The sequence below is a fragment of the Streptomyces macrolidinus genome (genome assembly GCF_023887685.1).
GTDB lineage: Bacteria > Actinomycetota > Actinomycetes > Streptomycetales > Streptomycetaceae > Streptomyces > Streptomyces macrolidinus.
The window spans coordinates 174468-201072 of the sequence record NZ_JAMWMR010000005.1; the positions used below are offsets into that span (position 1 = coordinate 174468).

24 protein-coding genes are annotated in these 26605 nt (G+C 70.8%); 3 read left to right on the plus strand and 21 right to left on the minus strand.

Features of this window, described 5'->3' with window-relative positions:
• Positions 1 to 5: 5 nt before the first annotated feature.
• The 6 genes from NGF19_RS08235 to NGF19_RS08260 all read right to left on the minus strand — a co-directional run bounded on the left by NGF19_RS08235 (position 6) and on the right by NGF19_RS08260 (position 5934).
• Positions 6 to 476, minus strand: coding sequence for a DUF948 domain-containing protein (locus tag NGF19_RS08235; RefSeq protein WP_252423578.1), 471 nt, complete (start codon positions 474 to 476; stop codon positions 6 to 8).
• A 213-nt stretch (positions 477 to 689) separates the two neighbouring features.
• Positions 690 to 1304 (minus strand): 30S ribosomal protein S4, encoded by a 615-nt coding sequence (gene rpsD, locus NGF19_RS08240; protein ID WP_252423588.1) that lies wholly within the window; start codon positions 1302 to 1304, stop codon positions 690 to 692.
• 390 nt (positions 1305 to 1694) lie between these two features.
• A complete protein-coding gene (locus tag NGF19_RS08245) occupies positions 1695 to 3050 on the minus strand; it encodes a replication-associated recombination protein A (protein ID WP_252423590.1) in 1356 nt (451 codons plus the stop codon).
• Positions 3051 to 3110: 60 nt separating this feature from the next.
• Positions 3111 to 3767: a vitamin K epoxide reductase family protein gene (locus NGF19_RS08250; RefSeq protein ID WP_252423592.1), complete on the minus strand. Its 657-nt coding sequence runs from the start codon at positions 3765 to 3767 to the stop codon at positions 3111 to 3113.
• Between the two features lie 183 nt (positions 3768 to 3950).
• On the minus strand, positions 3951 to 5213 hold the full coding sequence (hisS, locus tag NGF19_RS08255; RefSeq protein WP_252423594.1) for a histidine--tRNA ligase: 1263 nt from the start codon (positions 5211 to 5213) through the stop codon (positions 3951 to 3953).
• A gap of 13 nt (positions 5214 to 5226) precedes the next feature.
• Positions 5227 to 5934, minus strand: coding sequence for an MBL fold metallo-hydrolase (locus tag NGF19_RS08260; RefSeq protein WP_252423596.1), 708 nt, complete (start codon positions 5932 to 5934; stop codon positions 5227 to 5229).
• A 170-nt stretch (positions 5935 to 6104) separates the two neighbouring features.
• Here NGF19_RS08260 and NGF19_RS08265 point away from each other — a divergent pair, with 170 nt between their 5' ends.
• Positions 6105 to 6926 (plus strand): peptidylprolyl isomerase, encoded by an 822-nt coding sequence (locus NGF19_RS08265; RefSeq protein ID WP_252423598.1) that lies wholly within the window; start codon positions 6105 to 6107, stop codon positions 6924 to 6926.
• A 346-nt stretch (positions 6927 to 7272) separates the two neighbouring features.
• Positions 7273 to 8502, plus strand: coding sequence for a DUF349 domain-containing protein (locus tag NGF19_RS08270; RefSeq protein WP_252423600.1), 1230 nt, complete (start codon positions 7273 to 7275; stop codon positions 8500 to 8502).
• Positions 8503 to 8601: 99 nt separating this feature from the next.
• Here NGF19_RS08270 and NGF19_RS08275 read toward each other — a convergent pair whose 3' ends face one another.
• The 15 genes from NGF19_RS08275 to pgsA all read right to left on the minus strand — a co-directional run bounded on the left by NGF19_RS08275 (position 8602) and on the right by pgsA (position 24065).
• A complete protein-coding gene (locus NGF19_RS08275) occupies positions 8602 to 11148 on the minus strand; it encodes a RelA/SpoT family protein (protein ID WP_372505617.1) in 2547 nt (848 codons plus the stop codon).
• 240 nt (positions 11149 to 11388) lie between these two features.
• Positions 11389 to 11928, minus strand: coding sequence for an adenine phosphoribosyltransferase (locus NGF19_RS08280; RefSeq protein ID WP_252423602.1), 540 nt, complete (start codon positions 11926 to 11928; stop codon positions 11389 to 11391).
• On the minus strand, positions 11925 to 13043 hold the full coding sequence (gene secF, locus NGF19_RS08285) for a protein translocase subunit SecF (protein WP_252423604.1): 1119 nt from the start codon (positions 13041 to 13043) through the stop codon (positions 11925 to 11927). The genes NGF19_RS08280 and secF overlap by 4 nt, the downstream gene beginning before the upstream one ends.
• Positions 13044 to 13046: 3 nt before the next feature.
• A complete protein-coding gene (gene secD, locus NGF19_RS08290; RefSeq protein ID WP_252423606.1) occupies positions 13047 to 14831 on the minus strand; it encodes a protein translocase subunit SecD in 1785 nt (594 codons plus the stop codon).
• Between the two features lie 141 nt (positions 14832 to 14972).
• Positions 14973 to 15455, minus strand: coding sequence for a preprotein translocase subunit YajC (gene yajC, locus NGF19_RS08295; protein ID WP_252423608.1), 483 nt, complete (start codon positions 15453 to 15455; stop codon positions 14973 to 14975).
• 172 nt (positions 15456 to 15627) lie between these two features.
• Complete coding sequence (gene ruvB / locus NGF19_RS08300; RefSeq protein WP_252423610.1) at positions 15628 to 16719, minus strand: Holliday junction branch migration DNA helicase RuvB; 1092 nt, start codon at positions 16717 to 16719, stop codon at positions 15628 to 15630.
• Between the two features lie 66 nt (positions 16720 to 16785).
• The gene (gene ruvA / locus NGF19_RS08305; protein ID WP_252423612.1) at positions 16786 to 17394 is read right to left on the minus strand and encodes a Holliday junction branch migration protein RuvA; all 609 of its coding nucleotides are present in this window, start codon (positions 17392 to 17394) and stop codon (positions 16786 to 16788) included.
• A complete protein-coding gene (gene ruvC / locus NGF19_RS08310; protein WP_252423614.1) occupies positions 17391 to 17921 on the minus strand; it encodes a crossover junction endodeoxyribonuclease RuvC in 531 nt (176 codons plus the stop codon). The genes ruvA and ruvC overlap by 4 nt, the downstream gene beginning before the upstream one ends.
• 149 nt (positions 17922 to 18070) lie before the next feature.
• A complete protein-coding gene (locus NGF19_RS08315; RefSeq protein ID WP_252423618.1) occupies positions 18071 to 18823 on the minus strand; it encodes a YebC/PmpR family DNA-binding transcriptional regulator in 753 nt (250 codons plus the stop codon).
• A 77-nt stretch (positions 18824 to 18900) separates the two neighbouring features.
• Positions 18901 to 19509 (minus strand): pyridoxal 5'-phosphate synthase glutaminase subunit PdxT, encoded by a 609-nt coding sequence (gene pdxT / locus NGF19_RS08320; RefSeq protein WP_252423619.1) that lies wholly within the window; start codon positions 19507 to 19509, stop codon positions 18901 to 18903.
• Between the two features lie 42 nt (positions 19510 to 19551).
• Positions 19552 to 20463: a pyridoxal 5'-phosphate synthase lyase subunit PdxS gene (pdxS, locus tag NGF19_RS08325; RefSeq protein WP_308288461.1), complete on the minus strand. Its 912-nt coding sequence runs from the start codon at positions 20461 to 20463 to the stop codon at positions 19552 to 19554.
• 188 nt (positions 20464 to 20651) lie between these two features.
• Positions 20652 to 21197, minus strand: a complete 546-nt coding sequence (locus NGF19_RS08330) for a LemA family protein (RefSeq protein ID WP_252423620.1) — start codon at positions 21195 to 21197, stop codon at positions 20652 to 20654.
• A gap of 69 nt (positions 21198 to 21266) precedes the next feature.
• Positions 21267 to 22448, minus strand: coding sequence for a glycosyltransferase family 4 protein (locus tag NGF19_RS08335; protein WP_252423623.1), 1182 nt, complete (start codon positions 22446 to 22448; stop codon positions 21267 to 21269).
• Positions 22445 to 23368 (minus strand): phosphatidylinositol mannoside acyltransferase, encoded by a 924-nt coding sequence (locus tag NGF19_RS08340; RefSeq protein WP_252423624.1) that lies wholly within the window; start codon positions 23366 to 23368, stop codon positions 22445 to 22447. The genes NGF19_RS08335 and NGF19_RS08340 overlap by 4 nt, the downstream gene beginning before the upstream one ends.
• A gap of 28 nt (positions 23369 to 23396) precedes the next feature.
• Complete coding sequence (gene pgsA / locus NGF19_RS08345; RefSeq protein ID WP_252423626.1) at positions 23397 to 24065, minus strand: phosphatidylinositol phosphate synthase; 669 nt, start codon at positions 24063 to 24065, stop codon at positions 23397 to 23399.
• 319 nt (positions 24066 to 24384) lie between these two features.
• On the opposite strand from pgsA, the gene NGF19_RS08350 reads away from it, so the two are divergent.
• Positions 24385 to 26583 (plus strand): elongation factor G-like protein EF-G2, encoded by a 2199-nt coding sequence (locus NGF19_RS08350; protein WP_252423628.1) that lies wholly within the window; start codon positions 24385 to 24387, stop codon positions 26581 to 26583.
• Positions 26584 to 26605 lie beyond the last annotated feature (22 nt).

Genomic DNA, 26605 nt, shown 5'->3' on the forward strand with positions numbered 1-26605 from the left:
CTCGGTCAGAGCCCCTCTTCCCGGTTGCTTCCCCGGTTGTTCCGCTTCCTCCGGCGCGCGGAGGTCGGGACGGTACGGCCCACGATCACGGTACGCCGGGGCGCCTTGGCGGTCACGTTCTCCCGGCGGCCCGCGAGGGCGCTGCGGACGCCGTAGCCGAACGCCGCGACCTTCACCAGGGGGCCGCCGAAGGTGGACGCCACCGTCGACGACAGCGCCGAGGCGTTGGACGTGACCTCCTGGACGTCGGAGGCGATCGCGTCGACCCGGTCGATCTGGGTCTGTGCGGAGCGCACCGCGTCGGAGGCGTCGGCCAGCAGCGGGACGGCCTGGTCGGTCACGTCCGCGATCAGCTTGGTGGTCGTCCTGAGCGTCTGGGCCAGTCTGGCCAGCGCGACAGCCAGGAAGGAGACCAGGATCGCCCAGAAGACGGCCACGAGGATCCCGGCTACCTCTCCACCGGACACCGTGCGCACCCGCTCCCTGGAACGTGTCTGAACATTGAAAAGTCGTTCTCCGAGCCTATCGCGCCGGGGCGGTGCGTCCGTACCGGATTCCGGGGCGGATCGGGGGCCGGGGCGAGGGCGCCGCGGTGCCCGCCGCGGACGCGGCAAGCCCGCCGTCTCGCCGCCGGGAGGCGGGAGACGACGGGCTTGCCGTGCTGCGAGTGACGCGTCGCTGCTGAGTGATCAGCGGGCGTAGTACTCGACGACGAGCTGCTCGTCGCAGATCACCGGGATCTCCTTGCGGTTCGGCTCGCGGTCCAGGCGGAACGCCAGGGCCTTGAGGTTCACCTGGAGGTAGCGCGGGGTCTCGCCGTCGGGGGCGAAGCCACCCTCGCGGGCGACCTGGAAGAGCGACTTCTCACGGCTGCGCTCGCGGACCATCACGACGTCGTCGGGACGGACGCGGAACGACGGCTTGTCGACCTTCTGGCCGTTGACCTCGATGTGGCCGTGGACGACCATCTGGCGGGCCTGGTAGATCGTGCGGGCGATGCCCGAACGCAGGACCAGCGCGTCGAGACGGCGCTCCAGCTCCACGATCAGGGCCTCACCGGTCTTGCCCTGGACCTTGGAGGCACGCTCGTAGGCGCGCACGAGCTGGCGCTCGGAGATGTCGTACTGAGCGCGCAGACGCTGCTTCTCCAGCAGACGGACCTTGTAGTCCGAGTTCTGCTTGCGGCCACGGCCGTGCTCACCCGGCGGGTAGGGGCGGGCCTCGAAGTACTTGACGGCCTTCGGGGTCAGCGCGATACCGAGGGCACGCGACTTCTTGACCTTGGGGCGGGACTGGTTCGCCATGAACCAAACACCTCGTGTTTCTGTATGAATACGGCTTCACCAGGGTTAGGGGAGGTCGCATCCGCAGCCGGGGAAACCCTGCGGGTCCGCATGGGGCCTGCCGGGCAGCCGCTCCCTGGTCTGGGCACATACGTGCAGCACGCGAGAGGCCCACCGACCTGTTCTCCGGGGCTTCCGGGGAGGTGGTGGGCTGCCCGCGACACCGTTCGACGGTGCGCGACGCTCCTGGATCCCCTCGCCGTACGGCGGTGGGGTTCCGGCTGGATGTCCCGTTCTGGTGGTGCCGACCCCTCTTGATATGAGGTGCCGGACACGGGACGCAGCGCTGTAGAGCAGTCTACAGGTGCCCGCGACCGCCTTCGACCCCCGGGAACCCGGCCCCCTCGGGGGTCAGGACCGGCGGCGGCCGAGGTGCTTGCGGGTCCACTCCACGGCGTCCGCGTACCGCGCCTCGGCGCCGTGCCGGGTCGGGGCGTAGTACTCGCGGTCCTTGAGCGCGTCCGGGGCGTACTGCTGGGCGGCGATGCCCTCCGCCAGATCGTGCGGGTACACATACCCCTGGGCGTGGCCGAGCTTGGCCGCGCCCTTGTAGTGGCCGTCGCGCAGATGCGTGGGGACGGGTCCGGCGAGCCCCTTGCGGACGTCGTCCAGGGCCGCGCCGATCGCCGTGGTCGCCGTGTTGGACTTGGGGGCCAGGGCGAGGGCGATGGTGGCGTGGCTGAGGGTGAGCGCGGCCTCCGGGAAGCCGATCATCGCGACGGCCTGGGCCGCGGCGACGGCGATCTGCAGCGCGTTGGGGTCGGCCAGGCCGATGTCCTCGCTGGCGGAGATCATCAGACGGCGGGCGATGAAGCGGGGGTCCTCGCCCGCCTCGATCATCCGGGCCAGGTAGTGCAGCGCGGCGTCGACGTCCGAGCCGCGGATCGACTTGATCAGGGCGCTCGCGACGTCGTAGTGCTGGTCGCCGTCGCGGTCGTACTTCACCGCGGCGCGGTCGACGGTCTGCTCCAGGGTGGCGAGGCCGACCTCCGGCTCGCCCTGGTCGAGGGCGGCCCCGGCCGCGGCCTCCAGGGCCGTCAGGGCGCGCCGGGCGTCACCGCCGGCGATGCGCAGCAGATGGGCCTCGGTGTCCTCGGGGAGCGTGACGGCGCCGCCCAGACCCCGCTCGGCGGTCAGGGCCCGGCGCAGCAGGCCGCGTATGTCGTCGTCCGTGAGCGGTTCGAGGGTGAGGAGGAGGGAGCGGGAGAGCAGCGGGGAGATCACCGAGAAGTACGGGTTCTCCGTGGTGGCCGCGATCAGGGTCACCCAGCGGTTCTCCACGGCCGGGAGCAGGGAGTCCTGCTGGGCCTTGCTGAAGCGGTGGATCTCGTCCAGGAAGAGGACGGTCTCGGTGCCGAAGCCGCCGGTGGCCCGGCGGGCGCTGTCGATGACCGCGCGGACCTCCTTCACGCCCGCCGTGATCGCCGACAGTTCGACGAAGCGCTTGTTGGTGGCCTTCGAGACGACGTACGCCAGCGTCGTCTTGCCGGTGCCGGGCGGGCCCCAGAGGATCACGGAGGAGGGTCCGGCGGGGCCGCCGTTGCCCGCGCCGACCAGTCTGCGCAGCGGGGATCCCGGCCCCAGCAGATGCTGCTGGCCCACTACCTCGTCGAGGGTGCGCGGGCGCATACGGACCGCCAGGGGGCTGCCGGTCGGGTCCTTCTCCTGGCGTTCTTCTGCGGCTGCGGTGAACAGGTCGGGCTCCACTCTCGAAACCCTATGTCACCGGACCGACAACGAGTGCGGGGCCGGTGCCCCGGCCGGGGCTCAGGTCCAGAGCTGGCTGCCCCAGCGGGTCAGGATCAGCATGGCGATGACGCCCGTGTGCGTGACCGGCAGGACCCAGGTGAACTCGCTCAGGAAGTTCTTCACCGGGCGCGGGGCGGGCAGGAAGCCGTTGCGGATGTTGAACGAGGTCACGTACCAGAACATGACGAGCGTGGCGATCCAGGCCAGCGTGCACCACAGGCACAGCGCGTTGATCCGGTACAGCGACTGGAACATCAGCCAGGTGCAGAAGCCCACGCCGAAGAGCGTTCCTGCGTTGAACGTCAGCCAGTACCAGCGCGGGAAGCGGGCGCCGACGAGCAGGGTCACGCCGACGCAGACGACGATGCCGTAGCAGACGAGGCCGAGCATCGGGTTGGGGAACCCGAAGACGCCCGCCTGCTTGCTCTCCATGACGCTGCCGCAGGAAATGATCGGGTTGATGCTGCAGCTCGGGGTGAACGTCTTGCCGCTCACCTTGCCCTCGAGGATCTTGAACTTGTCGAGGGTGATGACCCATGCGGAGAGCACTCCGGCCGCGCCGGTGATCGCCAGCAGCAGGGCGAACGCGCGGCTGCCGCCCACCGCGCCGGACGCGGCGGCGGGTTCCCGCTCGGTGGACCCCATGGAGACGTCCTTGACTGTCGTCTTGCTCATCACGCCGCTTCCGATGCTCGAGTGGTGGGCCTGCGGACTGGGGTCATTGTGCCGCACGTACCTGTGGTGTCCACCGGGCGATGCCTCGAAAGTGGGAGCACCGGGACGGGCGAATCGGCGCTCGCCGAGTTGACGGTCCGCGGTGCGTCGGGCCGGGCGGCACACGGCCGCCCGGCCCGGCCGTCAGCCGAGTCGCTTCACCAGTTCGGCGACGATCGTGTCCACGCCGACCGCCTGCTGCTCGCCGGACTCCATGTCCTTGAGCTGGACGACGCCCTCGGCGAGATCCCGCTCGCCGAGCACCAGGGCATAGCGCGCCCCGGACCGGTTGGCGGCCTTCATCGCGGCCTTGAGGCCCTTGTGGCCATAGCCGAAGTCGGCGGCGACGCCCTGCTTGCGCAGTTCGGTGACCGTCGCGAACAGGACGCGGCGGGCCTCCTCCCCGAGCGGGACGGCGAACACGCTCGTGGCCGCGGGGAGCTGGAGCTCGACGCCCTCCGCCTCCAGCGCCAGCACCGTGCGGTCGACGCCGAGCGCCCAGCCCACGGACGGCAGCGCGGGGCCGCCGATCATCTCCGAGAGGCCGTCGTAGCGACCGCCGCCGCCCACCGCGGACTGCGAGCCGAGGCCGTCGTGGACGAACTCGAAGGTCGTCCGCGTGTAGTAGTCCAGGCCGCGGACCAGCTTCGGGTCGTCCTCGAAGGACACCCCGGCGGCGGTGATCAGCTCGCGGACCTCCTCGTGGTACGCCTTGCACGCGTCGCAGAGGTAGTCACGCAGCAGCGGGGCGTCGCCCAGTTGCTTCTGGACGTCCGGGCGCTTGTCGTCCAGGACGCGCAGCGGGTTCAGCTCGGCGCGGCGCAGGGTGTCCTCGTCGAGGTCCAGACCGCGCAGGAAGTCCTGGAGCGCTGCCCGGTACACCGGGCGGCACTCGCGGTCGCCCAGGCTGTTGAGCAGGATGCGGAAGTTCCTGAGGCCGAGCGAGCGGTACGCCTGGTCGGCCAGGATGATCAGTTCGGCGTCGAGCGCCGGGTCCTCGGCGCCGATCGCCTCCGCGCCGACCTGCGAGAAGTGGCGGTAGCGGCCCTTCTGCGGGCGCTCGTAGCGGTAGTACGAGCCGGAGTACCAGAGCTTGACGGGCAGATTGCCCGCCTTGTGCAGGTTCGCCTCCAGCGCGGCGCGCAGCACGGAGGCGGTGCCCTCGGGGCGCAGGGCGAGCCGGTCGCCGCCCTTGGTCTCGAAGGCGTACATCTCCTTCGTGACGATGTCGGTGGACTCGCCGACGCCGCGCGCGAACAGCTCGACGTTCTCGAAGCCGGGCGTCTCGATGTAGCCGTAGCCGGAGTTGCGCAGCGGGGCCGCGATCGCCTCGCGCACCGCCAGGTAGGCGGCGGACGCGGGCGGGATCAGGTCGTAGGTGCCCTTGGGGGCCTTGAAGGTGCTCACGGAAGGTCTCTCGTCACATTCCTCGTCGGGGAGCGGTCGGGGCTCCCTGGCCGGCGGCCACCTGCCGCAGATACGGGTTGGTGGCGCGCTCCTGGCCGATGGTCGTCTGGGGACCGTGGCCCGACAGCACCACGGTCGAGTCCTCGAGCGGCAGGCACACGCGGGCCAGCGAGTCGAGCATCTCGGCCATGTCACCGCCGGGCAGGTCGGTGCGTCCGATGGAGCCGGCGAACAACAGGTCGCCCGTGAAGAAGACCGACGGGATGTCCGCGGTCTCGGGCAGCCGGAAGGTCACCGACCCCTTGGTATGGCCGGGCGCATGCGCGACGGACAGCTCCAGACCGGCCAGCTCCAGCTTCGTACCGTCGGACAGCTCCCTGACGTCGTCCGGCTCCCCCATGGTCAGCTCGCCCATCAGCGGCGTCCCGATGGAGCGGCCGAGCGCCTTCTCCGGGTCGCTCATCATGTACCGGTCGTCGGGGTGGATCCACGCGGGCACGTCGTGCGCGCCGCAGAGCGGGACGACCGAGGCCACATGGTCGACATGGCCATGGGTGAGGACGACCGCGACGGGCTTGAGCCGATGCTTCTTCAGCGCGTCCTCGACCCCTTGGGAGGCCCGATGGCCCGGGTCGATGATCACGCACTCCTCCCCGGCGGCGGGGGCGACCAGGTAACAATTGGTCCCCCAGGCCCCGGCGGGGAACCCGGCAATCAGCACGTTCGTCCTTCTTCATCGTGTCGTACGGAAGTGGCTGGCTGTGGGGCAGAGCCTACCGGCGCTGCCGTTTCCTCAGCGAACCCATATACGGTACGGGGCACACGCACGCGCTCGGCACATCCGACGCACGCGTACCGGTCGGCGGACGAGACGCATGAGGAGACAACCCCGTGGTCAGCCAGGAACAGCGGCGGCGACAGCTCGCCCGGGAGAAGTTCTTGCGGCAGCAGCAGCGGCGTACGGACGCCCGACGCAAGGCACGTGTGCGCAATTCCGTGATCGCGTCGGTGCTCGGCGTGGTCGTCGTGGGCAGCGTGGCGCTGTACGCGACCGACGCCTTCAAGGGCGACGACACCAAGGAGAACGCTGCGGCGGAGGTGACCCCGAGCGCCGAGCCCACGCCCAGCAAGGCGCCGGACCCGTGCGAGAAGCCCGCTCCGGGCAAGGTCAAGTCGCTGAGCTGGAAGAAGGAGCCGGCGATGACCATCGACACGTCGGCGAAGTACACGATGAAGCTGGCGACCACCTGTGGTGACATCGGCATCGCGCTGAAGTCGGCGGCCCCGCACACCGTCAACTCGTTCAACTTCCTCGCGGGCGAAGGCTACTTCGACCACACCAAGTGCCACCGGCTCACCACCAACGGCATCTACGTGCTGCAGTGCGGTGACCCGAAGGGCATCGGCAACGGCGGTCCCGGCTACACGCTTCCGGACGAGAACCTCAAGGACAAGAGCCTGAAGAACAACGTGTATCCGGCGGGCACGGTCGCGATGGCGAACACGGGCCAGCCGCACACCGGCGGCAGCCAGTTCTTCCTGGTCTACCAGGACAGTCAGTTGCCGCCCAGCTACACCCCGTTCGGGACCATCGACGAGAAGGGCCTGACGGTACTGAAGAAGATCGCCGCGGCCGGAGAGAGCACCGGAGCGGGTGACGGCGCACCGAACGCGACCGTGGTGATCGACAAGGCGACGGTGACGAAGTCCTAGGGCCTGTTGCGAAAGTCGCGTCGTTCGCCCGGAGGGTGGGCCTCGCGGCGTCCGGTGCTGGGGGCACCTCCCACGCCCTTCAGGCAGTGGGGGAGCATCGCAAGGCGGAGGGGCGCCCGCGCACTGGACGTACGCGGGCGATCCCGACAACGCGGCGAGGTGCCGTGCCGGGCGTCGCGAGGCAGACGGGACTTTCGCAACAGGCTCTAGACCGTCAGCAGCGAAAGTTCGGTCGCGCGGGATGCGGACAGCCGCCCCGCCGGTCGCCTATGTTGGCCGTGACGAAACTGTGGACGATGCCCGGGGGCGCCAAGGCCCTCCGCAGGCATCATGTGGAGGAGGCGCTGTGAGCAGCGACCCGTGGGGCCGCGTCGACGAGACGGGGACCGTGTACGTGCGGACAGCCGATGGCGAGCAGGTCGTCGGTTCGTGGCAGGCCGGCTCCCCCGAGGAGGCGTTGGCCTACTTCGAGCGCAAGTACGAGGGCCTGGTTGTGGAGATCGGCCTCCTCGAGCGGCGAGTGAAGACCACCGACCTGTCGGCGAAGGACGCCCAGGCCGCGATCGACCACCTGCGCGAGCAGGTGGACGCGCACCACGCGGTGGGCGACCTGGCCGCGCTGCGGACCCGCCTGGACAAGCTCGTGGAGACCGTCGAGGCGCGCCGCGAGGAGCGCAAGGTGCAGCGGGCCAAGCAGTCCGACGAGGCGCGCCACGCCAAGGAGGCACTGGTCACCGAGGCGGAGGAGCTGGCGCAGTCCGACCAGTGGCGGTCGGCCGGGGAGCGGCTGCGGGCGCTGGTGGACACGTGGAAGGGTCTGCCGCGCCTGGACCGCAAGTCGGACGACGAACTGTGGCACCGCTTCTCGCACGCCCGCTCGGCGTTCTCCAAGCGCCGCAAGGCGCACTTCGCGCAGCTCGACGCGCAGCGCGAGGACGCCCGCAAGGTCAAGGAGAAGCTGGTCGCCGAGGCCGAGGCGCTGTCGGGTTCGACGGACTGGGGTCCGACGGCGGCGCGCTACCGCGAGCTGATGGCCGACTGGAAGGCCGCGGGCCGCGCCCAGCGCGAGCACGAGGACGATCTGTGGAACCGCTTCCGCGGCGCCCAGGACGTGTTCTTCGCCGCGCGCAGCTCGATCTTCGCCGAGCGCGACGCCGAGCAGGCCGAGAACCTCAAGCTGAAGGAGGAGTTGGCCGGGGAGGCGGAGAAGCTGCTGCCGGTCACGGACCTGAAGTCCGCGCGGTCCGCCTTCCGTTCGATCAACGAGCGCTGGGAGGCCATCGGCCATGTGCCGCGGGACGCGCGCCCGAAGGTCGAGGGCCGGATGCACACGGTCGAGCGGGCCATCCAGGAGGCCGAGGAGGCGGAGTGGCGCCGCACGAACCCGGAGGCACGCGCGCGTGCCGCGGGTCTCACCGGTCAACTCCAGGCGGCCGTGGACAAGTTGACGGGCCAGATCGAGCAGGCTCGGGCCGCGGGTAACACCGCGAAGGCCGAGAAGCTTCAGCGGGAGCTGGAGGGCCGTCAGGCGCTGCTGGACCAGGCTCTGAAGGGTCTTCAGGAGTTCGGCGGCTGACGCACACGTCAACTCGCAAGAAGGGGGCTCCCGTACATCGCGTACGGGAGCCCCCTTCCTTGTGGCCCCAAGTCCCTTACAGGATCGGGTAGTTCGCGGTCACGGCCTGCGGGCCGACGTCACGCGGTACACGTCGTACACGCCCTCCACGCCTCGTACGGCCTTCAGGACGTGACCGAGGTGCTTCGGGTCGCCCATCTCGAACGTGAAGCGGGAGGTGGCCACGCGGTCGCGGGACGTCTGGACCGCCGCCGAGAGGATGTTGACGTGCTGGTCGGACAGGACCCGGGTGACGTCCGAGAGCAGGCGCGAGCGGTCCAGCGCCTCCACCTGGATCGCCACCAGGAACACCGAGGACTGTGTCGGGGCCCACTCCACCTCGAGGATGCGCTCGGGCTCACGCGACAGGGACTCGACGTTGACGCAGTCGCTGCGGTGCACGGAGACGCCGCTGCCGCGGGTGACGAAGCCGATGATGCGGTCGCCGGGAACGGGCGTGCAGCAGCGGGCCAGTTTGACCCACACGTCGTCGACGCCCTTGACCACGACGCCGGGGTCCTCCCTGCGGCGCTGCTTGCGGCCACGGCCCCGCGCGGGCGGAACGGCCTCGTCGATCTCCTCGGTGGCGGCCTCCTCTCCGCCGAGCGCCTGCACCAGCTTCTGCACGACGTTCTGCGCGGCGACATGGCCCTCGCCGATCGCCGCGTACAGCGACGAGATGTCGGGGTAGCGCATCTCATGGGCGAGCGTCACCAGGGAGTCGCCGGTCAGGATGCGCTGGATCGGCAGGTTCTGCTTGCGCATGGCGCGCGCGATCGCGTCCTTGCCCTGCTCGATCGCCTCGTCGCGCCGCTCCTTGGAGAACCAGGCCCGGATCTTGTTGCGGGCACGCGGCGACTTCACGAAGCCGAGCCAGTCGCGGGAGGGGCCCGCGCCGGCTGCCTTGGAGGTGAAGACCTCCACCAGATCGCCGTTGTCCAGCGTGGACTCCAGCGGGACCAGTCGGCCGTTGACCCTGGCCCCGATCGTCCGGTGGCCGACCTCGGTGTGGACCGCGTACGCGAAGTCCACCGGTGTGGCACCGGCCGGCAGTGCTATGACGTCGCCCTTCGGTGTGAAGACGAAGACCTCGTTGCGGGACAGGTCGAAGCGCAGGGACTCAAGGAACTCGCTCGGGTCCTCGGTCTCCTTCTGCCAGTCGAGCAACTGGCGCAGCCACGCCATGTCGTTGACGGCGTCCTTGTCCTTGGTCGTCGAACGCGGCGCGTCCGTACGGACCTTGGAGGCACCGGCGACGGCCTCCTGCTTGTACTTCCAGTGCGCCGCGATGCCGTACTCGGCGCGGCGGTGCATGTCGAACGTACGGATCTGGAGTTCGACGGGCTTGCCGTTGGGGCCGATCACCGTGGTGTGCAGCGACTGGTACATGTTGAACTTGGGCATCGCGATGTAGTCCTTGAACCGCCCGGGAACCGGGTTCCAGCGGGCGTGGACCGTGCCCAGCGCCGCGTAGCAGTCGCGGACCGTGTCGACGAGGACGCGGATGCCGACCAGGTCGTAGATCTCCGCGAAGTCGCGACCGCGGACGATCATCTTCTGGTAGACGCTGTAGTAGTGCTTCGGGCGGCCGGTGACGGTCGCCTTGATGCGGGCCGCGCGCAGGTCGGCCTGGACCTCGTCGGTCACTATGGCGAGGTACTCGTCCCGCTTGGGGGCGCGTTCGGCGACCAGGCGGACGATCTCGTCGTACATCTTGGGGTAGAGGATCGCGAAGGCGAGGTCCTCCAGTTCCCACTTGATGGTGTTCATGCCCAGGCGGTGGGCGAGCGGCGCGTAGATCTCCAGGGTCTCGCGCGCCTTCTTCTCCTGCTTCTCGCGCTTGAGGTAGCGCATGGTGCGCATGTTGTGCAGGCGGTCGGCGAGCTTGATCACCAGGACGCGGGGGTCCTTGGCCATGGCGACGACCATCTTGCGGACGGTCTCGGCCTGCGCGGCCTCGCCGAACTTGACCTTGTCCAGCTTGGTGACGCCGTCGACCAGCAGGGCCACGGTGTCGCCGAAGTCGCGGCGGAGCTGGTCGAGGCCGTACTCGGTGTCCTCGACGGTGTCGTGCAGCAGGCCCGCCATCAAGGTGGCCGGGTCCATGCCCAGCTCGGCGAGGATCGTGGTGACCGCGAGCGGGTGGGTGATGTACGGGTCGCCGCTCTTGCGCTTCTGGCCGCGATGCCAGCGCTCGGCCACCTGGTACGCGCGCTCGACCTGGCGCAGGGTCGCCGCGTCGATCTTCGGGTCGTTGCCGCGCACTATGCGCAGCAGCGGCTCCAGGACCGGGTTGTACGGGTTGGCGCGCTGCACACCGAGGCGGGCGAGGCGGGCGCGGACGCGGTTGGAGGAGCCGGAGCGGGCGGGCGCGGCCGGGGTCGGGCGGACCGCGGGGGTGCGCTCGGCCGGGGCCGGCTTGGGGCGCGACGGCTCGGCCGTCTGTTCGCCCGGCGTGCCGGAGGCGCGCTCGACCGGCCCACGCTGGGCGTTCTTCGCGCTGCGCGCGGATGTGGCCGCGGCCTGCGACGCCGACTCGGGCTTGGCGGCTGCGGATGCCCCCAGGCGTTCGGCTCTGGGAGACAGGGGCTGGGCCTCGTCTGGCAAGAGGGCTCCTCATGCGCGATCCGGGTCCCCGGTCAGGCTCCGGAGATCCCATGGTAGCGATCGGGATCGGCTTCAGCCGGTGGGGGAATGCTGTTGCTGGTTGCCGTGGGCTCGCCTTCGGGGCCGAGACGGCCTCCTGAGGGAACAAACGCACGAGGCGGGCACCAGATTCCTCTGGGGCCCGCCTCGCGGTGTACTGCAACCCTGCGGGGCCCTGGCGCGGGGCTGTGCCGCCGTGCCTCAGACCTCGAGCAGCGCCTTCAGCGGGGCGCCGTCCAGGGCGGGCGCCAGGCGGGCACGCCCGCCGAGGAAGCCCAGCTCCATGAGGACGGAGACACCGGCGACCTGGGCGCCCGCGCGGCGGATGAGCCGCAGGGAGGCCTCGGCGGTGCCGCCGGTGGCGAGGACGTCGTCCACGACCATGACGCGGTCGGCCGCGGTCAGGTCCTCGGCGTGCACCTCGATCTCGGCCGAGCCGTACTCGAGGTCGTAGGCCTGGCTGAGCGTGGCTCCGGGGAGCTTGCCCGCCTTGCGTACGGGGACGAAACCGACACCGGCGCGGACGGCGACCGGGGCGCCGAGGATGAAGCCGCGGGCCTCCAGGCCGACGATCTTCGTCGCGCCGTGCTCCACCGCCAGCTCCGCCAGCGTGTCCGTGAGCGCGGTGAACGCCGCCGGGTCCGCGAGCAGCGGGGTGATGTCCTTGAACATCACGCCCGGTTCCGGATAGTCGGCCACGTCACGGATGCGACTGAGCAGCAGTTCCTTTATGTCGGTCATCGACGCTTTCCTGAGGGTCGGCCGCGCCCGCGGTTACGGGCGGCGGGCTGGTTGCGCTGGCCGACGACCGCGGGTGCGGCATCCTGCGGCTCGTCGTCGACGAGCGGACCGCCGACGGTCCGGGCCTCGACCAGCTCCTCCCCCGCCGCGGCCTGTGCACGCTTGGCGAGAACACGCTTCTTGAGGGCCTTCATCTGCGGCTCGCGCTCCTTGAGGTCGGCGACGAGCGGCGTGGCGATGAAGATCGACGAGTAGGCGCCGGCCGCGAGGCCGACGAACAGCGACAGGGAGATGTCGTTGAGCGTACCCGCACCGAGGACGCCGCCGCCGATGAACAGCAGGCCGGCGACCGGCAGCAGCGCCACCACGGTGGTGTTGATCGAGCGGACCAGCGTGGCGTTGATCGAGCGGTTGGCGACATCGCTGTAGGTCCAGCGGGTCTGCTTCGTGAGGTCCTTCGTCGATTCCTTGAGGCTGTCGAACACGACGACCGTGTCGTACAGCGAGTAACCGAGGATCGTCAGCAGACCGATGACCGTGCCCGGCGTCACCTCGAAGCCGACGAGGGCGTAGATGCCGACGGTGATGGTGATGTCGTGGATCAGCGCGACCAGGGCCGCGACGGCCATGCGCCACTCGAAGGCGATCGCCAGGTAGATCACGACGAGCACCATGAAGATCGCCAGGCCCTGCCAGGCCTTGTTGGCGATCTGCTCACCCCAACTGGGGCCCACCAGGTCGGCGTTGATCTTCTCCGGGTCGACCTTCAGGTCCTTGGCGAGGTCCGCCTTGATGTGGTCCGACTTGGCGGTGTCGATCCCCGCGATCTGGATGCGCAGACCGCCCGTGCCGAGCTTCTGGACGACCGCCTCATGGCCGGAGGAGTCCTGGGCGATCTCCTCGGCCTGCGCCACGGAGACGCTGGTCTTCGGGGTGGTGAAGACGGCGCCGCCCTGGAACTCGATACCCATGTTCAGGCCCCGCACCGTCAGGCCGAGGATGGCCGTGATGGTGATCAGGATCGAGATGCCGTACCAGATCTTGCGGTTGCGGACGAAGTCGTATCCGATTTCGCCTCGGTGGAGCCTGGCGCCGAGGTTGCCGAGCTTCGACATCTCTCACGCCTCCTTCGGGTCGACGGGGGCGGAGGGACGACGGGTACGCCGCAGGGGCGGCTTGGCGCCGAGGCGCTTGGGGTCGAGGCCCGACCAGCTGTGTCCGTCGGCGAAGAACTTCTTGCGGGCGAGGATCGTCATCAGCGGCTTGGTGAACAGGAAGACGACCACCACGTCGAAGATCGTGGTGAGACCCAGCGTGAACGCGAAGCCCTGGACCTTGCCGACCGTGACGACGAACAGCACCGCGGCGGCCAGGAACGACACGAAGTCGGAGACCAGGATGGTGCGCCGGGCGCGCGGCCAGGCCCGCTCGACGGAGGGGCGCAGCGAGCGGCCCTCGCGGATCTCGTCCCGGATGCGCTCGAAGAACACGATGAACGAGTCCGCCGTGATGCCGATCGCGACGATGGCACCGCAGACCGCCGGGAGGTTCAGCGCGAAGCCGATGGTCGGGCCGAGCAGCGACATGATCACGTAGGTCAGGGCGGCGGAGACCAGCAGCGAGGCGATCGCGATCAGCGACAGGCCGCGGTAGTAGGCCACCAGGTAGACGATGACCAGGGCGAGGCCGATCGCGCCCGCGATCAGACCGGCGTTGAGCTGCTCGCCGCCGAGCGCGGCGGTGACGGTGGTGACGCTCTGCTCCTCGAAGGAGAGCGGGAGCGCGCCGTACGACAGGACGTTCGCGAGGTTCTTGGCCTCGGTCTGGTCGAAGCTGCCGCTGATCTCGGCGTTGCCACCGGTCAGCGCCTCACGGACGTACGGGTCGGAGACGACCTCGCCGTCGAGGACGATCGCGAACTGGTTCTGCGGCGACTGGTTCTGCGCCAGCTTGCCCGTGATGCTCGCGAACTTCTTGGTCCCCGCGGACGTGAAGTCCATGGTGACCTTCCAGCCGCCGGCGCCCTGCGTGTCGTAGACGGCCTGGGCCTTCTTCACGTCCGTGCCCGCGACCTCGGCCGGGCCGAGGATGTACTTCTGCCACTGCTTCTGCGCGTTCTGGCCGCAGGCCAGGGTGGGCTCGGTGGGCTTGGCGCCGACACCGGTCTTGGCGCGGGCAGCCGCGTCGGAGCAGTCGAGCGTGGCGTACTGCTGCTGGAGCTTGGCCGCGGCGGCGTCGGAACCGTTCGCCGACGGGGAGGCGTCAGCAGAGGTGGAGGCCTTGGCGCTCGGCGAGGCGGACGCCGACTGCGCGGCGGACGGCGAGGTCGTGGCGTCGGCCTTCAGCGCGTCGGTGACCGCACGGCCCTGCGAGGTGGCCGTGGCCGACGGAGTCGCGGAGCCGGAGGAGGTCGCGGTGCTGGACGGGGACGCCGTGCCGTCGGCCTTCTTCGAGGGGCTGCCGGAGGCGCTCGGCGTGGGGTCGGCCGAGGCGGGCGGGTTGGCGAGCTCGGTGGTCAGGACGGGGCGGAAGTACAGCTTGGCCGTGGTGCCGACCTGTTCCCGGGCCTGCTGGGAGTTCGTGCCCTTGGGGATGTTGACGATGATGTTGCGATCGCCCTGGGTCTGGACCTCCGCTTCGGAGACGCCCAGACCGTTGACGCGGCGCTCCATGATGTCGACCGCGGTGTCCAGGTTCGTCTTGTTGATCGCGGATTCCTGGCCGCTCTTCGCCTTGAGCGTGATGCTCGTGCCACCGGCGAGGTCGATGCCGAGACGCGGGGTGGTATGCCCGGAGGCGAACATTCCTCCGGTGAGCGCCGCGATGGCGATCAGGATGAGAGCCAGCGAGCGCCCCGGCTTGCCCTGGGCGCTCGCGCTCCGGCCCTTCTTAGGTGCTGCCACCTTCTCGTACTCCCTCTCGGGCCGCCCGGCGCCGCGTGGGCGCGTGGGCGGCCATGACATGGTGTCGGACTCCGTTCGAGAACGACGCACGCGTCCCGGGAGCACGGCGCGAACGCATCGCGCCGTGCTCCCGGGGCGTCACTACTTCGCGTCGGACTCGCCGTCGGTCTTCTTGGGCTCCGCTGCGTCGGCCTTCGCCTCGCCGGCGTCCGCCTCGGCCGTGTCCTTCTTGCCGAGGTCGACGGTGCCCTCGCCGGAAGCGGCGTCGGCGGGCTCGTCGGTCTCGGTGAGGGAGGACGCGTCGTCCGGAACGACGGTGCCGTCGGCCTTCAGGTCGTGCTCGATACCGTGGACGATCCTGTTGTACTCGTCGTCGGAGAGGACGGCGCCGATCGAGTTCTTCGCGAAGAGCAGCTCCACACCCGGGCCGGCGTCGAGGAGGACCGTGTCGTCGTTGACCTCCTTGACCGTCGCGTACATGCCCCCGATGGTGCGCACACCACTGCCGGGCTGCATCTCATTACGCATCTGTACGGCCTGCTGCTGCTTCTTCTTGGCCGAGCGCGTCATGAGGAACATGGCCCCGATGATCACGATGAGCGGGAGGAATGCGTTGATACTCACGGGACGGAAATTTCCTTCGCACGACCGCTCGACTGCTGGATCGGCGGCCTGGTGGATGGGTGGAGTCGGCGCCGCCCGCAAAGGCGGCATCGGCGGAGTCTAAGCGAGTCCGCACGCAAGGAACAACGCTCAGCATGGCACCCAGGTTCCTGAGCACGCGAGTACCGCGCCGTCACGTCCCGAACAGCTCCGGTTGTCCGTTTCCCCCAGTGGTTCCGCCTATCGCCCCGTGTGGCGCGGTGAGACCGAGGTGGGCCCAGGCGGCCGGGGTCGCCACCCGTCCCCGTGGCGTACGGGCGAGCAGACCCTCCCGTACGAGGAACGGCTCGGCGACCTCCTCGACCGTCTCGCGCTCCTCCCCCACCGCGACGGCCAGCGTCGACAGGCCGACGGGGCCGCCGCCGAACAGTTTGAGCAGGGCCTCCAGGACGGCGCGGTCGAGGCGGTCGAGACCGCGGGAGTCGACCTCGTAGACCGACAGGGCGGCGGCGGCGATCTCCTTCGTGATCACGCCGTCGGCCTTGACCTGCGCATAGTCGCGGACGCGGCGCAGCAGCCGGTTGGCGATACGGGGCGTGCCGCGGGAGCGGCCGGCGATCTCGGCGGCGCCTTCGGCGGCGATCTCGACATCGAGCAGCAGCGCCGAGCGGTGGATCACGCGCTGGAGTTCGGCGGGCTCGTAGAACTCCATGTGCGCGGTGAAGCCGAAGCGGTCGCGCAGCGGGGGCGGCAGCAGGCCCGCGCGTGTGGTGGCGCCGACCAGGGTGAACGGCGGCAGTTCGAGGGGGATGGCGGTGGCGCCGGGGCCCTTGCCGACGATCACGTCGACGCGGAAGTCCTCCATCGCCATGTAGAGCATCTCCTCGGCGGGCCGGGACATGCGGTGGATCTCGTCGAGGAAGAGGACCTCGCCCTCCTGGAGGGAGGAGAGGATCGCCGCGAGGTCGCCGGCGTGCTGGATGGCGGGGCCGCTGGTGATGCGGATGGGGGCGCCCATCTCGGCCGCGATGATCATCGAAAGGGTGGTCTTGCCGAGGCCGGGGGCGCCGGAGAGCAGCACATGGTCGGCGGTGGCGCCGCGCGCCCGCGCCGCGCGCAGCACGAGGTCGAGCTGTTCGCGGACCTTCTCCTGGCCGATGAACTCGTCCAGGTCCTTGGGGCGCAGGGCGGCCTCGACAGCCTGGTCCTCACGGTCGGCGACCGAGCCGACCAGCCGCTCGGGGGCGGGGGTGTCGGCGGTGTCGGCGGTGTCGTCCCAGTTCATTGCGTGTGCCTCGGGGGTGGTCGCGGTGGGTTCGGGCTACGAGGGCGGGGCTGCGGGGCCTTCGGGTCAGCGCGCTCTGTTCAGACTCTGGAGGGCCGCCTTGAGGAGGGCGCCCACCTGGGGGGTGCCACCGGCGGCCTCGGCCTGCGGGGCGACCGCGGTGACGGCCTCGTCCGCCTCGCGGGTGGCGTACCCGAGGCCGATCAGGGCGGCGTGCAGTTGGTCGCGCCAGGCGGCGGTGACCGGGGCGCCGACCGCGGGGGCGCCGCCGACGGGCGCGCCGAGGCGGTCCTTCAGCTCCAGGAGCAGCTTCTGGGCGCCCTTCTTGCCGATGCCGGGGACGGCCGTGAGGGCCTTCTCGTCGCCGCCGGCCACGGCGCGGCGCAGGGCGTCCGGGCTGTGCACGGCCAGCATCGCCTGGGCCAGGCGGGGGCCGACGCCGCTCGCGGTCTGGAGCAGCTCGAACACCTGGCGCTCGTCGTCGTCCGCGAACCCGTACAGCGTGAGCGAGTCCTCGCGGACGACCAGGGACGTGGCGAGCTTGGCCGGCTGGCCGGTCCGCAGGCCGGAGAGCGTGTTCGGTGTGCACTGGACGGCGATGCCGATGCCGCCCACCTCGACCACCGCGGAGTCCGGGGCGAGGGCGGCGACCGGGCCGCTGACGAAGGCGATCATGCGGAACGGCCTTTCGATGTGTGCAGGGCGACGGCCTGCTGGAGTCGGTTCTGGGCGGGCGCGCGCCAGATGTGGCAGATGGCGAGGGCGAGGGCGTCGGCGGCGTCGGCGGGCTTGGGAGGCGCGTCGAGCCGGAGCAGCCGGGTGACCATGGCGCCCACCTGGGCCTTGTCGGCCCGGCCGGTGCCGGTGACGGCCGCCTTGACCTCGCTGGGCGTGTGCAGGGCGACGGGGATGCCGCGGCGGGCGGCGCAGAGCATGGCGACGGCGCTGGCCTGGGCCGTGCCCATGACCGTCCGGACGTTGTGCTGGCTGAACACCCGTTCCACGGCGACGTACTCGGGGCGGTGGTCGTCCAGCCACTGGTCGAGGCCCTGTTCGAGGGCGACGAGGCGGTGGGCGAGCTGTGCGTCGGTGGGCGTGCGGACGACGCCTACGCCGCGCATGGTCAGCGGTCGTCCGGCCACGCCCTCGACCACGCCGACCCCGCAGCGCGTCAGTCCCGGGTCCACCCCCAGTACGCGCACCAGCGCCCCTCCTTCGATCGCCCCCGGACCCTGCCGGACGGTGAGTACCCCCAAGTTCGTGCAGGCTATCGGGTGCCACTGACAACGCCCGGCAAAGCGACGGGCCGACGGGTGTGTCCCCGTCGGCCCGCGCAAGTCCAGCGGCGGCGTTACGCCCCGACCTGCTCCATGATCTCGTCGCTGACGTCGAAGTTGGCGAAGACGTTCTGCACGTCGTCGCTGTCCTCCAGCGCGTCGATCAGCTTGAAGATCTTCTTGGCGCCCTCCTCGTCCAGCTCGACCTGCATGGTCGGGACGAAGTTGGCCTCGGCGGAGTCGTAGTCGATGCCGGCATCCTGGAGGGCGGTGCGGACCGCGACCATGTCCGTGGCCTCGCTGAGCACCTCGAAGGACTCGCCGAGGTCGTTGACTTCCTCGGCACCCGCGTCCAGGACCGCGCCGAGCACGTCGTCCTCGGTCAGCTCGCCCTTGGGGACGATGACGACGCCCTTGCGGTTGAAGAGGTACGACACCGAACCCGGGTCGGCCATGTTGCCGCCGTTGCGGGTCATGGCGACGCGGACGTCGGAGGCGGCGCGGTTGCGGTTGTCGGTGAGGCACTCGATGAGCACCGCGACACCGTTCGGACCGTAGCCCTCGTACATGATCGTCTCGTAGTCGGCGCCACCGGCCTCCAGGCCCGCGCCGCGCTTGATCGCCGAGTCGATGTTCTTGTTCGGCACCGACTGCTTCTTCGCCTTCTGCACGGCGTCGTACAGCGTCGGGTTACCGTCCACGTCGGCGCCGCCCATGCGGGCCGCGACCTCGATGTTCTTGATCAGCTTTGCGAAGAGCTTGCCACGCTTGGCATCGATGACGGCCTTCTTGTGCTTCGTCGTGGCCCATTTAGAGTGGCCGGACATCTGCCTGTCTCCTTCGCGTAAACCCATCTCCGTACGAACTCCCCCAGACCTTGAGGGTGGGGGGACCCCCCGAGATCCTACAAGGGATCCGGGGCCCGCCAGGCGCGCACCATGTCGACGAACAAGGCGTGCACGCGGTGGTCGCCGGTCAGTTCCGGGTGGAACGACGTCGCGAGGGCGTTGCCCTGGCGCACGGCGACGATATGGCCGTCGTGCTCGGCGAGCACCTGGGTCTCGGCGCCGACGGACTCGACCCAGGGGGCGCGGATGAAGACGCCCTCTACAGGATCGCCCTCGACGCCCTGGACGTCGACCGCCGCTTCGAAGGACTCGTTCTGCCGTCCGAAGGCGTTGCGGCGCACGATCATGTCGATGCCGCCGATGGTCTCCTGGCCCGAGCGCGGGTCGAGGATCTTGTCGGCGAGCATGATCATGCCCGCGCAGGTGCCGTAGACGGGCATGCCCTCGCGCACACGCGCGCGGAGCGGGTCCAGCACCCCGAAGAGAACGGCCAGCTTGGAGATGGTGGTGGACTCGCCACCGGGGAGGACGAGGCCGTCGACCTCGGCGAGTTCTTCGGGGCGCCGCACCGGCCTGGCCACGGCGTCGGCCGCGGCCAGGGCGATGAGGTGCTCCCGTACGTCGCCTTGGAGGGCCAGGACGCCAATGACGGGTACGTCAGTCATCTACGTGTGGTTCCTGTACGTCGTCGTCTGCGAACTGCCCTGTCACCAGCCGCGGTTGGCGTAGCGCTCGGTCTCGGGGAGGGTGTCGCAGTTGATGCCGACCATGGCCTCGCCGAGGTTGCGGGACGCATCGGCGATGATCTTCGGGTCGTCGTAGAAGGTGGTCGCCTTCACGATGGCGGCGGCGCGCTTGGCCGGGTCGCCGGACTTGAAGATGCCGGAGCCGACGAAGACGCCCTCGGCGCCGAGCTGACGCATCAGGGCCGCGTCGGCCGGGGTGGCCACACCGCCGGCGGAGAACAGCACGACCGGGAGCTTGCCCAGCTCGGCGACCTCCCTGACCAGCTCGTACGGGGCGCGCAGCTCCTTGGCGGCGGCGTACAGCTCGTGGTTGTCGAGACCGCGCAGCCGGGCGATGTCGCCCTTGATCTGGCGCAGGTGGCGGACGGCCTCGACGACGTTGCCGGTACCGGCCTCGCCCTTGGAGCGGATCATGGCCGCGCCCTCGGCGATACGGCGCAGGGCCTCGCCCAGGTTGGTGGCGCCGCAGACGAAGGGGGTGGTGAAGGACCACTTGTCGGAGTGGTTGACCTCGTCGGCCGGGGTGAGGACCTCGGACTCGTCGATGTAGTCGACGCCGAGGGACTGCAGGACCTGGGCCTCGACGAAGTGGCCGATCCGCGACTTGGCCATCACCGGGATGGACACGGCGTCGATGATGCCCTCGATCATGTCCGGGTCGGACATCCGGGCGACCCCGCCGTCCTTGCGGATGTCGGCCGGGACCCGCTCCAGCGCCATGACGGCGACGGCGCCCGCGTCCTCGGCGATCTTCGCCTGCTCCGGCGTGACGACGTCCATGATCACGCCGCCCTTGAGCTGCTCGGCCATGCCGCGCTTGACGCGGGCAGTGCCGGTCTCGGGGGTCTGGGGGGTGGAAAGCGCGCTGGACACGGGTTGACCTCACTCTGGAGAAGAGGAATTTCTGCTGGACCGAGACAACGGGAAACCAGCAGGCCACAGCAAGGGCCAATAGGGAGCCGGTGGATCGTTTTGCCCGGGAGCCGGGGGTACGGGAACGTACGGCCGGTTGCTCCCGTTGGTCCGGGCAGGCGCCTCGGGTGGGGTCCGGGCAGGCGTCCTCAGGGGGTCTGACGGTCCGTGAGGGCCGCCGGTGGTTCGTCGTCCATCTCGACGGCCAGCGGGAACGGGGCGTGGCCCGCGAGACGGAACCAGCGCACCTTGCGGTGGCGGCGCAGCGCGCGGGCCGCCCGTACCGCGTCGTTGTGGAACCGCCGGGCCATCGGCACCCTGCGCACCGCCTCGGTCAGCTCACGCGCCGCCTGCTCGCCGCCGGGCGCCTCCCGTACGGCCACCAGTTGCTCCGGCTCCGCGAAGACGGCCCGCAGCGCCTGGCTCAGCTCGCTCTCGGCGACCTCCCGCTGTTCCTCCTCCGCCTGCCGTGCCGCGTGCGCGGCCTCGTACAGGACGATCGACGCGGCCGGGTCGAGGACCCCGGAGGTCGCCACCTCCTGGGCGACCGAGGCCCGCCGCACCAACTGCGCGTCGAGCGCGGCGCGCGCCGCGTCGATCCGGGAGTGCAGCCGGTCGAGGCGCCCCGCGGTCCAGCTCAGATAGAGGCCGATCACGACGAGGGCGACAAGGATCCAGATCAGGGTTGCGGTCACGGGCGGCAAGGCTACCGGGCCGCCCTCCGGTCCCCTCGGGGCGCCGTCCAGGGCAGCGGAGGGCCGGGCTCAGCTCCGTGCCAGGCCGAAGCGCGCCCGTCGCCCGGAGCGCTCGTCCGCCGCCACCGCGGCGGCCCCGTCCGTCACCGTCTCGTAGACCGACAGGATGTCCGCGCCGACCCTCGACCAGTCGAAGCGCCGCACATGGGCGCTGCCCCGCGCGCGCAGTTCGGCCCGCCGCTTCGGGTCGCCGAGCAGCCGCAGCGCCGCGTCGGCGAGCGCGTCGGCGTCCTCGTTGGCGAACAGCTCACCGGCCGCCCCGTGGTCGAGGACCTGGGCGAAGGCGTCCAGGTCGGAGGCGAGCACGGGGGCTCCGGCCGACATCGCCTCGACCAGGATGATCCCGAAGCTCTCCCCGCCGGTGTTGGGCGCCACGTACAGGTCGACGCTGCGCAGCAGGCGCGCCTTGTCCTCGTCGCTGACCATGCCGAGGAACTCCACGCGCGAGCGCAGTTCGGGGGGCAGCGTCGCCACCGCCTCCTCGGTGTCGCCGCGCCCGGCGACCAGCAGCCGGGTGCGCGGCCGGGCGGCGAGGATCTTCGGCAGGGCCTTCATCAGCACGGGCAGGCCCTTGCGGGGCTCGTCGATCCGCCCGATGAAGCCGATCGTCCCGCCGTCCTCCCGGTCCGCTCCGGCCTGCCACTCGGGACGGGGCTCGGCCTTGGCGAAGAAGTGGACGTCCACGCCGTTCGGGATCACCACGGCGTCGCCGCCCAGGTGTTCGACGAGCGTGCGGCGCGCGTACTCACTGACGGCGATCCGCGCGCTGATCTTCTCCAGGGCCGCCTGGAGGATCGCGTACGCGGCGATCATCGCTCTCGACCGCGGGTTCGAGGTGTGGAACGTCGCGACGATCGGGCCCTGCGCCGCCCAGCAGGTCAGCAGGCCGAGGGAGGGCGAGGTCGGCTCGTGGATGTGGATGACGTCGAACGCGCCCTCGTGCAGCCAGCGCCGCACCCGGGCGGCGCTCAGGAAGCCGAAGTTCAGGCGGGCCACCGAGCCGTTGTAGGGCACGGGGACCGCGCGGCCCGCCGAGACCACGTACGGGGGCAGCGGGGTGTCGTCGTCGGCGGGGGCGAGGACGGAGACCTCGTGGCCGAGCCGGATGAAGTACTCGGCCAGGTCCCGGATGTGGAACTGGACACCGCCCGGCACGTCCCACGCGTAGGGGCAGACGATGCCGATCCTCACGGCGTCCCCTTCCGGGGGGCGTCGCCGGGATCCAGATCGGCGAGCCACAGTCGTTGCAGCATGTGCCAGTCCTCCGGATGTTCCGCGATTCCCGTGGCGAAGGCGTCGGCCAGCGCCTGTGTCATGACAGACGTCTTCTCGGCCCGGTTACCTGACCGCGGTACGTCGATCGCGGGATGCACGCGCCCGCGCATGACGCGCGAGTCGTCGTACCAGAGCGTCACCGGCAGCAGCGGCGCGCCGGTGTGCTGGGCGAGCAGCGCCGGGCCCGCGGGCATCCGGGCCGTCTCGCCGAAGAAGGAGACCTCGACGCCGGAGGCGGACAGATCGCGGTCGGCCACCAGGCAGACCAGTCCCCCGTCGCGCAGCCGCCGGGCGAGCGTGCCGAAGGCGGCGCCGCCGCTGTGCGGCAGTACCTCCATGCCGAGGCCCTCGCGGTAGGCGACGAACCGGTCGTAGAGGGTCTCGGGCTTGAGCCGCTCGGCGACCGTGGTGAACGGCGTGCGCAGCGTGGTGGTGACCCAGGCGCCGGCCAGGTCGTAGTTGGCCATGTGCGGCAGGGCGAGGACGACGCCCTTGCCGGCGGCCAGTCCGTCGGTCAGATGGTGCACGTCCTTGACCTCGAAGCCGCCGCGTATGCGCTCCGGGGTCCACACGGGCAGCCGGAAGGACTCCATCCAGTAGCGCAGATACGAGCGCATGCCCGCGCGGGTGAGTGCGGCGAGCCGCTCGGGGCTCGCGTCGGGCACCACGCGCGCGTAGTTGCTCGCGAGCCGCCGCACGCCCTTGCCGCGCTGCCTCCAGGCGAGGTCGGCGATGGTCCGGCCCAGCCGGGCGGCGACGGGCTCGGGCAGGGTCTTGACGGTGCTCCAGCCGAGGCCGTAGAGCCCGTCCGCCAGTCGTTCCCGCAGGCTGCTCACGTCGCCGCCCCGCTCTCCCGTCCCGCGCTCATGTGGCCGCTCCGCCGTGCGAGGCGTTGCGCGCTTCGGCGTCCGCCTCTGCGGACTCCCTGCGGACCGTGACCACCCGCTGGATCAGCGTGATCAGGCTGCCCACGGCGACGATCCACAGGGCGATGGGCAGCAGCACCTGGATGCCGGGCACACCGAACGCGTGCAGTCCGGAGAACCCGGCCGCGACCAGCGAGATCACCAGGCGTTCGGCCCGCTCGACCAGTCCGTTGACCGCGACGGGCAGTCCGATCGACTCGCCGCGCGCCTTGGTGTAGGACACCACCTGGCCGCTGGCCAGACAGAAGATCGAGACCGCGCAGAGCGCGATGTCGTCGCCCCTGCCCGCGTACCACAGGGCGAAGCCGCCGAAGATCGCGCCGTCGGCGACCCGGTCGAGCGTGGAGTCCAGGAAGGCGCCCCAGCGGCTGGAGCGGCCGAGCTGGCGGGCCATGTTGCCGTCGACCAGGTCCGAGAACACGAACAGGGTGATGACGACCGTGCCCCAGAAGAACTCGCCCCGGGGGTAGAAGACCAGCGCACCCGCGACCACGCCGGCCGTACCGATCAGCGTGACCGTGTCGGGGCTGACGCCCCGGCGGATCAAAAACGCGGCGAACGGTGTGAGGACACGCGTGAAGAATGCACGCGCGTACTTGTTCAGCATGGCCTTCCCGACGGTCGGTGAGCCGGGGCCCTTGGTGGCCGCCCGGCTGGCCCATCGTAGTCACGCGCGGGGGCACGCGGCGGCCGGGCACCCGCGCCCCCGGCGTCACGCGCGCGTGACGCGCAGGCCCACGGACGTCCGGAGGTGACCGTGTGACCCGTGGGGCGGGGCCGGGTGACGGGATCGTGTCCCTCGTATGGACGCGCCCCGACGTCGGTGCGAAGCTCGAAGTCACCGCGGGCGTCATCGGAGCCGCCATCGCACGCGGGTCCGCGTGTCCGCACCCCCAGTGACCTCACCGTGCACGGGAGGCAAGGCCATGGGCGACAAGGCGAACACAACCCCCGGAGCCGCCGGCAGGGCTATGGCGGCCGACCGCCCCGCATCCGTACGGAATGTGGTGCTGGTCGGCCACAGCGGAGCGGGCAAGACGACGTTGGTGGAGGCTCTCGCGCTGACGGCGGGAGCGGTGAACCGGGCGGGCCGGGTCGAGGACGGCGGCACCGTCTCGGACTACGACGAGATCGAGCACCGGCAGCATCGCTCGGTCCAGCTCTCCCTGGTCCCCGTCGAACAGGACGGGGTCAAGATCAATCTGCTGGACACCCCTGGATACGCCGACTTCGTCGGGGAGCTGCGGGCCGGTCTGCGGGCGGCGGACGCGGCTCTCTTCGTCGTCTCGGCCTCGGACGGCGTGGACGGCTCGACCCGCATGGTGTGGGACGAGTGCGCGGCCGTCGGCATGCCGCGCGCCATCGTGATCACACATCTGGAGGCCGCCCGCTCCGACTTCGACGAGATGACCCGCACCTGCGCGGAGGCGTTCGGCGCGGACGACCCCGACGCCGTCCTCCCGCTGTATCTGCCGCTGCACGGCCCCGAGGGCCCCGACGGGCACGCGCCCGTCACCGGGCTGATGGGGCTGCTGACGCAGAAGCTGTTCGACTACTCGTCGGGCGAGCGCAAGGAGTCCGAGCCGGCGCCCGAGCAGCTCACCCGGATCGAGGAGGCCCGCAACCGGCTCATCGAGGGGATCATCGCGGAGAGCGAGGACGAGACCCTCATGGACCGCTATCTGGGCGGCGAGCGGATCGGCCTCGACACGCTCGTCCGGGACCTGGAGCAGGCCGTCGCCCGCGGCACGTTCTTCCCCGTCCTGGCCGCCGCGCCCGCCACCGACGGCGCCCGCCAGGGCCTCGGCACCGTCGAGCTGCTGGAGCTGGTCACCGGCGGCTTCCCGACCCCGCTGGAGCGGGAGGCGCCCGCGGTCTCCACCCTGGACGGCAAGCCCCGCGAGGTGACGCCGTGCGACCCGGACGGACCGCTGGTCGCGGAGGTCGTGAAGACCGCGTCCGACCCGTACGTGGGCCGTATCTCGCTGGTCCGTGTGTTCTCGGGCACCCTGCGCCCCGACGAGACGGTGCATGTGTCCGGGCACGGGCTGACCGACCGCGGCCACGAGGATCATGACGTCGACGAGCGCATCGGCGCCCTGTCCGTCCCCTTCGGCAAGCAGCAGCGCCCTCTCGCGCACTGCATCGCGGGCGATCTGGCCTGCGTAGCGAAGCTGAACCGGGCCGAGACCGGCGACACCCTGTCGGCCAAGGACGACCCGCTGCTCATGGAGCCCTGGGAGATGCCCGACCCGCTGCTGCCGCTCGCCATCCAGGCGCACAGCAAGCCGGACGAGGACAAGCTCAGCCAGGGGCTCGCGCGACTGGTCGCCGAGGACCCGACCATGCGCCTCGAACAGAACCAGGACACCCACCAGGTGGTGCTGTGGTGTCTGGGCGAGGCCCACGCGGACGTCGCCCTGGAGCGGCTGCGCAGCCGGTACGGCGTCCAGGTCGACGTGGTCCCGCACAAGGTCGCCCTCCGGGAGACGTTCGCGGGCAGGTCGGCCGGGCGCGGCCGACATGTCAAGCAGTCCGGCGGGCACGGCCAGTACGCGATCTGCGAGATCGAGGTCGAGCCCCTGCCCGGCGGCTCCGGCATCGAGTTCGTGGACAAGGTGGTCGGCGGGGCCGTGCCCCGGCAGTTCATCCCCTCCGTCGAGAAGGGCATCCGCGCCCAGGCCGCCAAGGGCGTGTCCGCGGGCCACCCGCTCATCGACGTACGGGTGACCCTCCTGGACGGCAAGGCGCACTCCGTGGACTCCTCCGACGCGGCCTTCCAGACGGCGGGCGCGCTCGCCCTGCGCGAGGCCGCGCGCGACGCCACGATCCATCTGCTGGAACCGGTGGCCGAGGTGACGGTGCTCGTCGGCGACGACTACGTCGGCGCCGTGATGAGCGACCTGTCCGGGCGGCGCGGCCGGGTGCTCGGCACCGAGCAGACGGTCGGCGGGCGCACGCTCGTACGGGCCGAGGTGCCGGAGATCGAGATCGGCCGGTACGCGATCGACCTGCGCTCCCTCTCGCACGGCACGGCGAGCTTCAGCCGCTCCTACGCGCGGCACGAGCCGATGCCGCCGCAGGTCGCGGCGAAGGTGCGCGAACAGGCCGACGACGCCCCGTAGTCGGTACCGCGCTCCCCTCACC

Coding starts and splice junctions, on each gene's coding strand:
- pdxT (WP_252423619.1), bottom strand. CDS start 19,509: ATGACTGACGTACCCGTCATTGGCGTCCTGGCCCTCCAAGGCGACGTA.
- rpsD (WP_252423588.1), bottom strand. CDS start 1,304: ATGGCGAACCAGTCCCGCCCCAAGGTCAAGAAGTCGCGTGCCCTCGGT.
- pgsA (WP_252423626.1), bottom strand. CDS start 24,065: ATGCTGAACAAGTACGCGCGTGCATTCTTCACGCGTGTCCTCACACCG.
- NGF19_RS08280 (WP_252423602.1), bottom strand. CDS start 11,928: ATGACCGACATAAAGGAACTGCTGCTCAGTCGCATCCGTGACGTGGCC.
- secF (WP_252423604.1), bottom strand. CDS start 13,043: ATGTCGAAGCTCGGCAACCTCGGCGCCAGGCTCCACCGAGGCGAAATC.
- NGF19_RS08350 (WP_252423628.1), top strand. CDS start 24,385: ATGGGCGACAAGGCGAACACAACCCCCGGAGCCGCCGGCAGGGCTATG.
- NGF19_RS08250 (WP_252423592.1), bottom strand. CDS start 3,767: ATGAGCAAGACGACAGTCAAGGACGTCTCCATGGGGTCCACCGAGCGG.
- ruvA (WP_252423612.1), bottom strand. CDS start 17,394: ATGATCGCCTTCGTCAGCGGCCCGGTCGCCGCCCTCGCCCCGGACTCC.
- NGF19_RS08315 (WP_252423618.1), bottom strand. CDS start 18,823: ATGTCCGGCCACTCTAAATGGGCCACGACGAAGCACAAGAAGGCCGTC.
- ruvB (WP_252423610.1), bottom strand. CDS start 16,719: ATGAACTGGGACGACACCGCCGACACCGCCGACACCCCCGCCCCCGAG.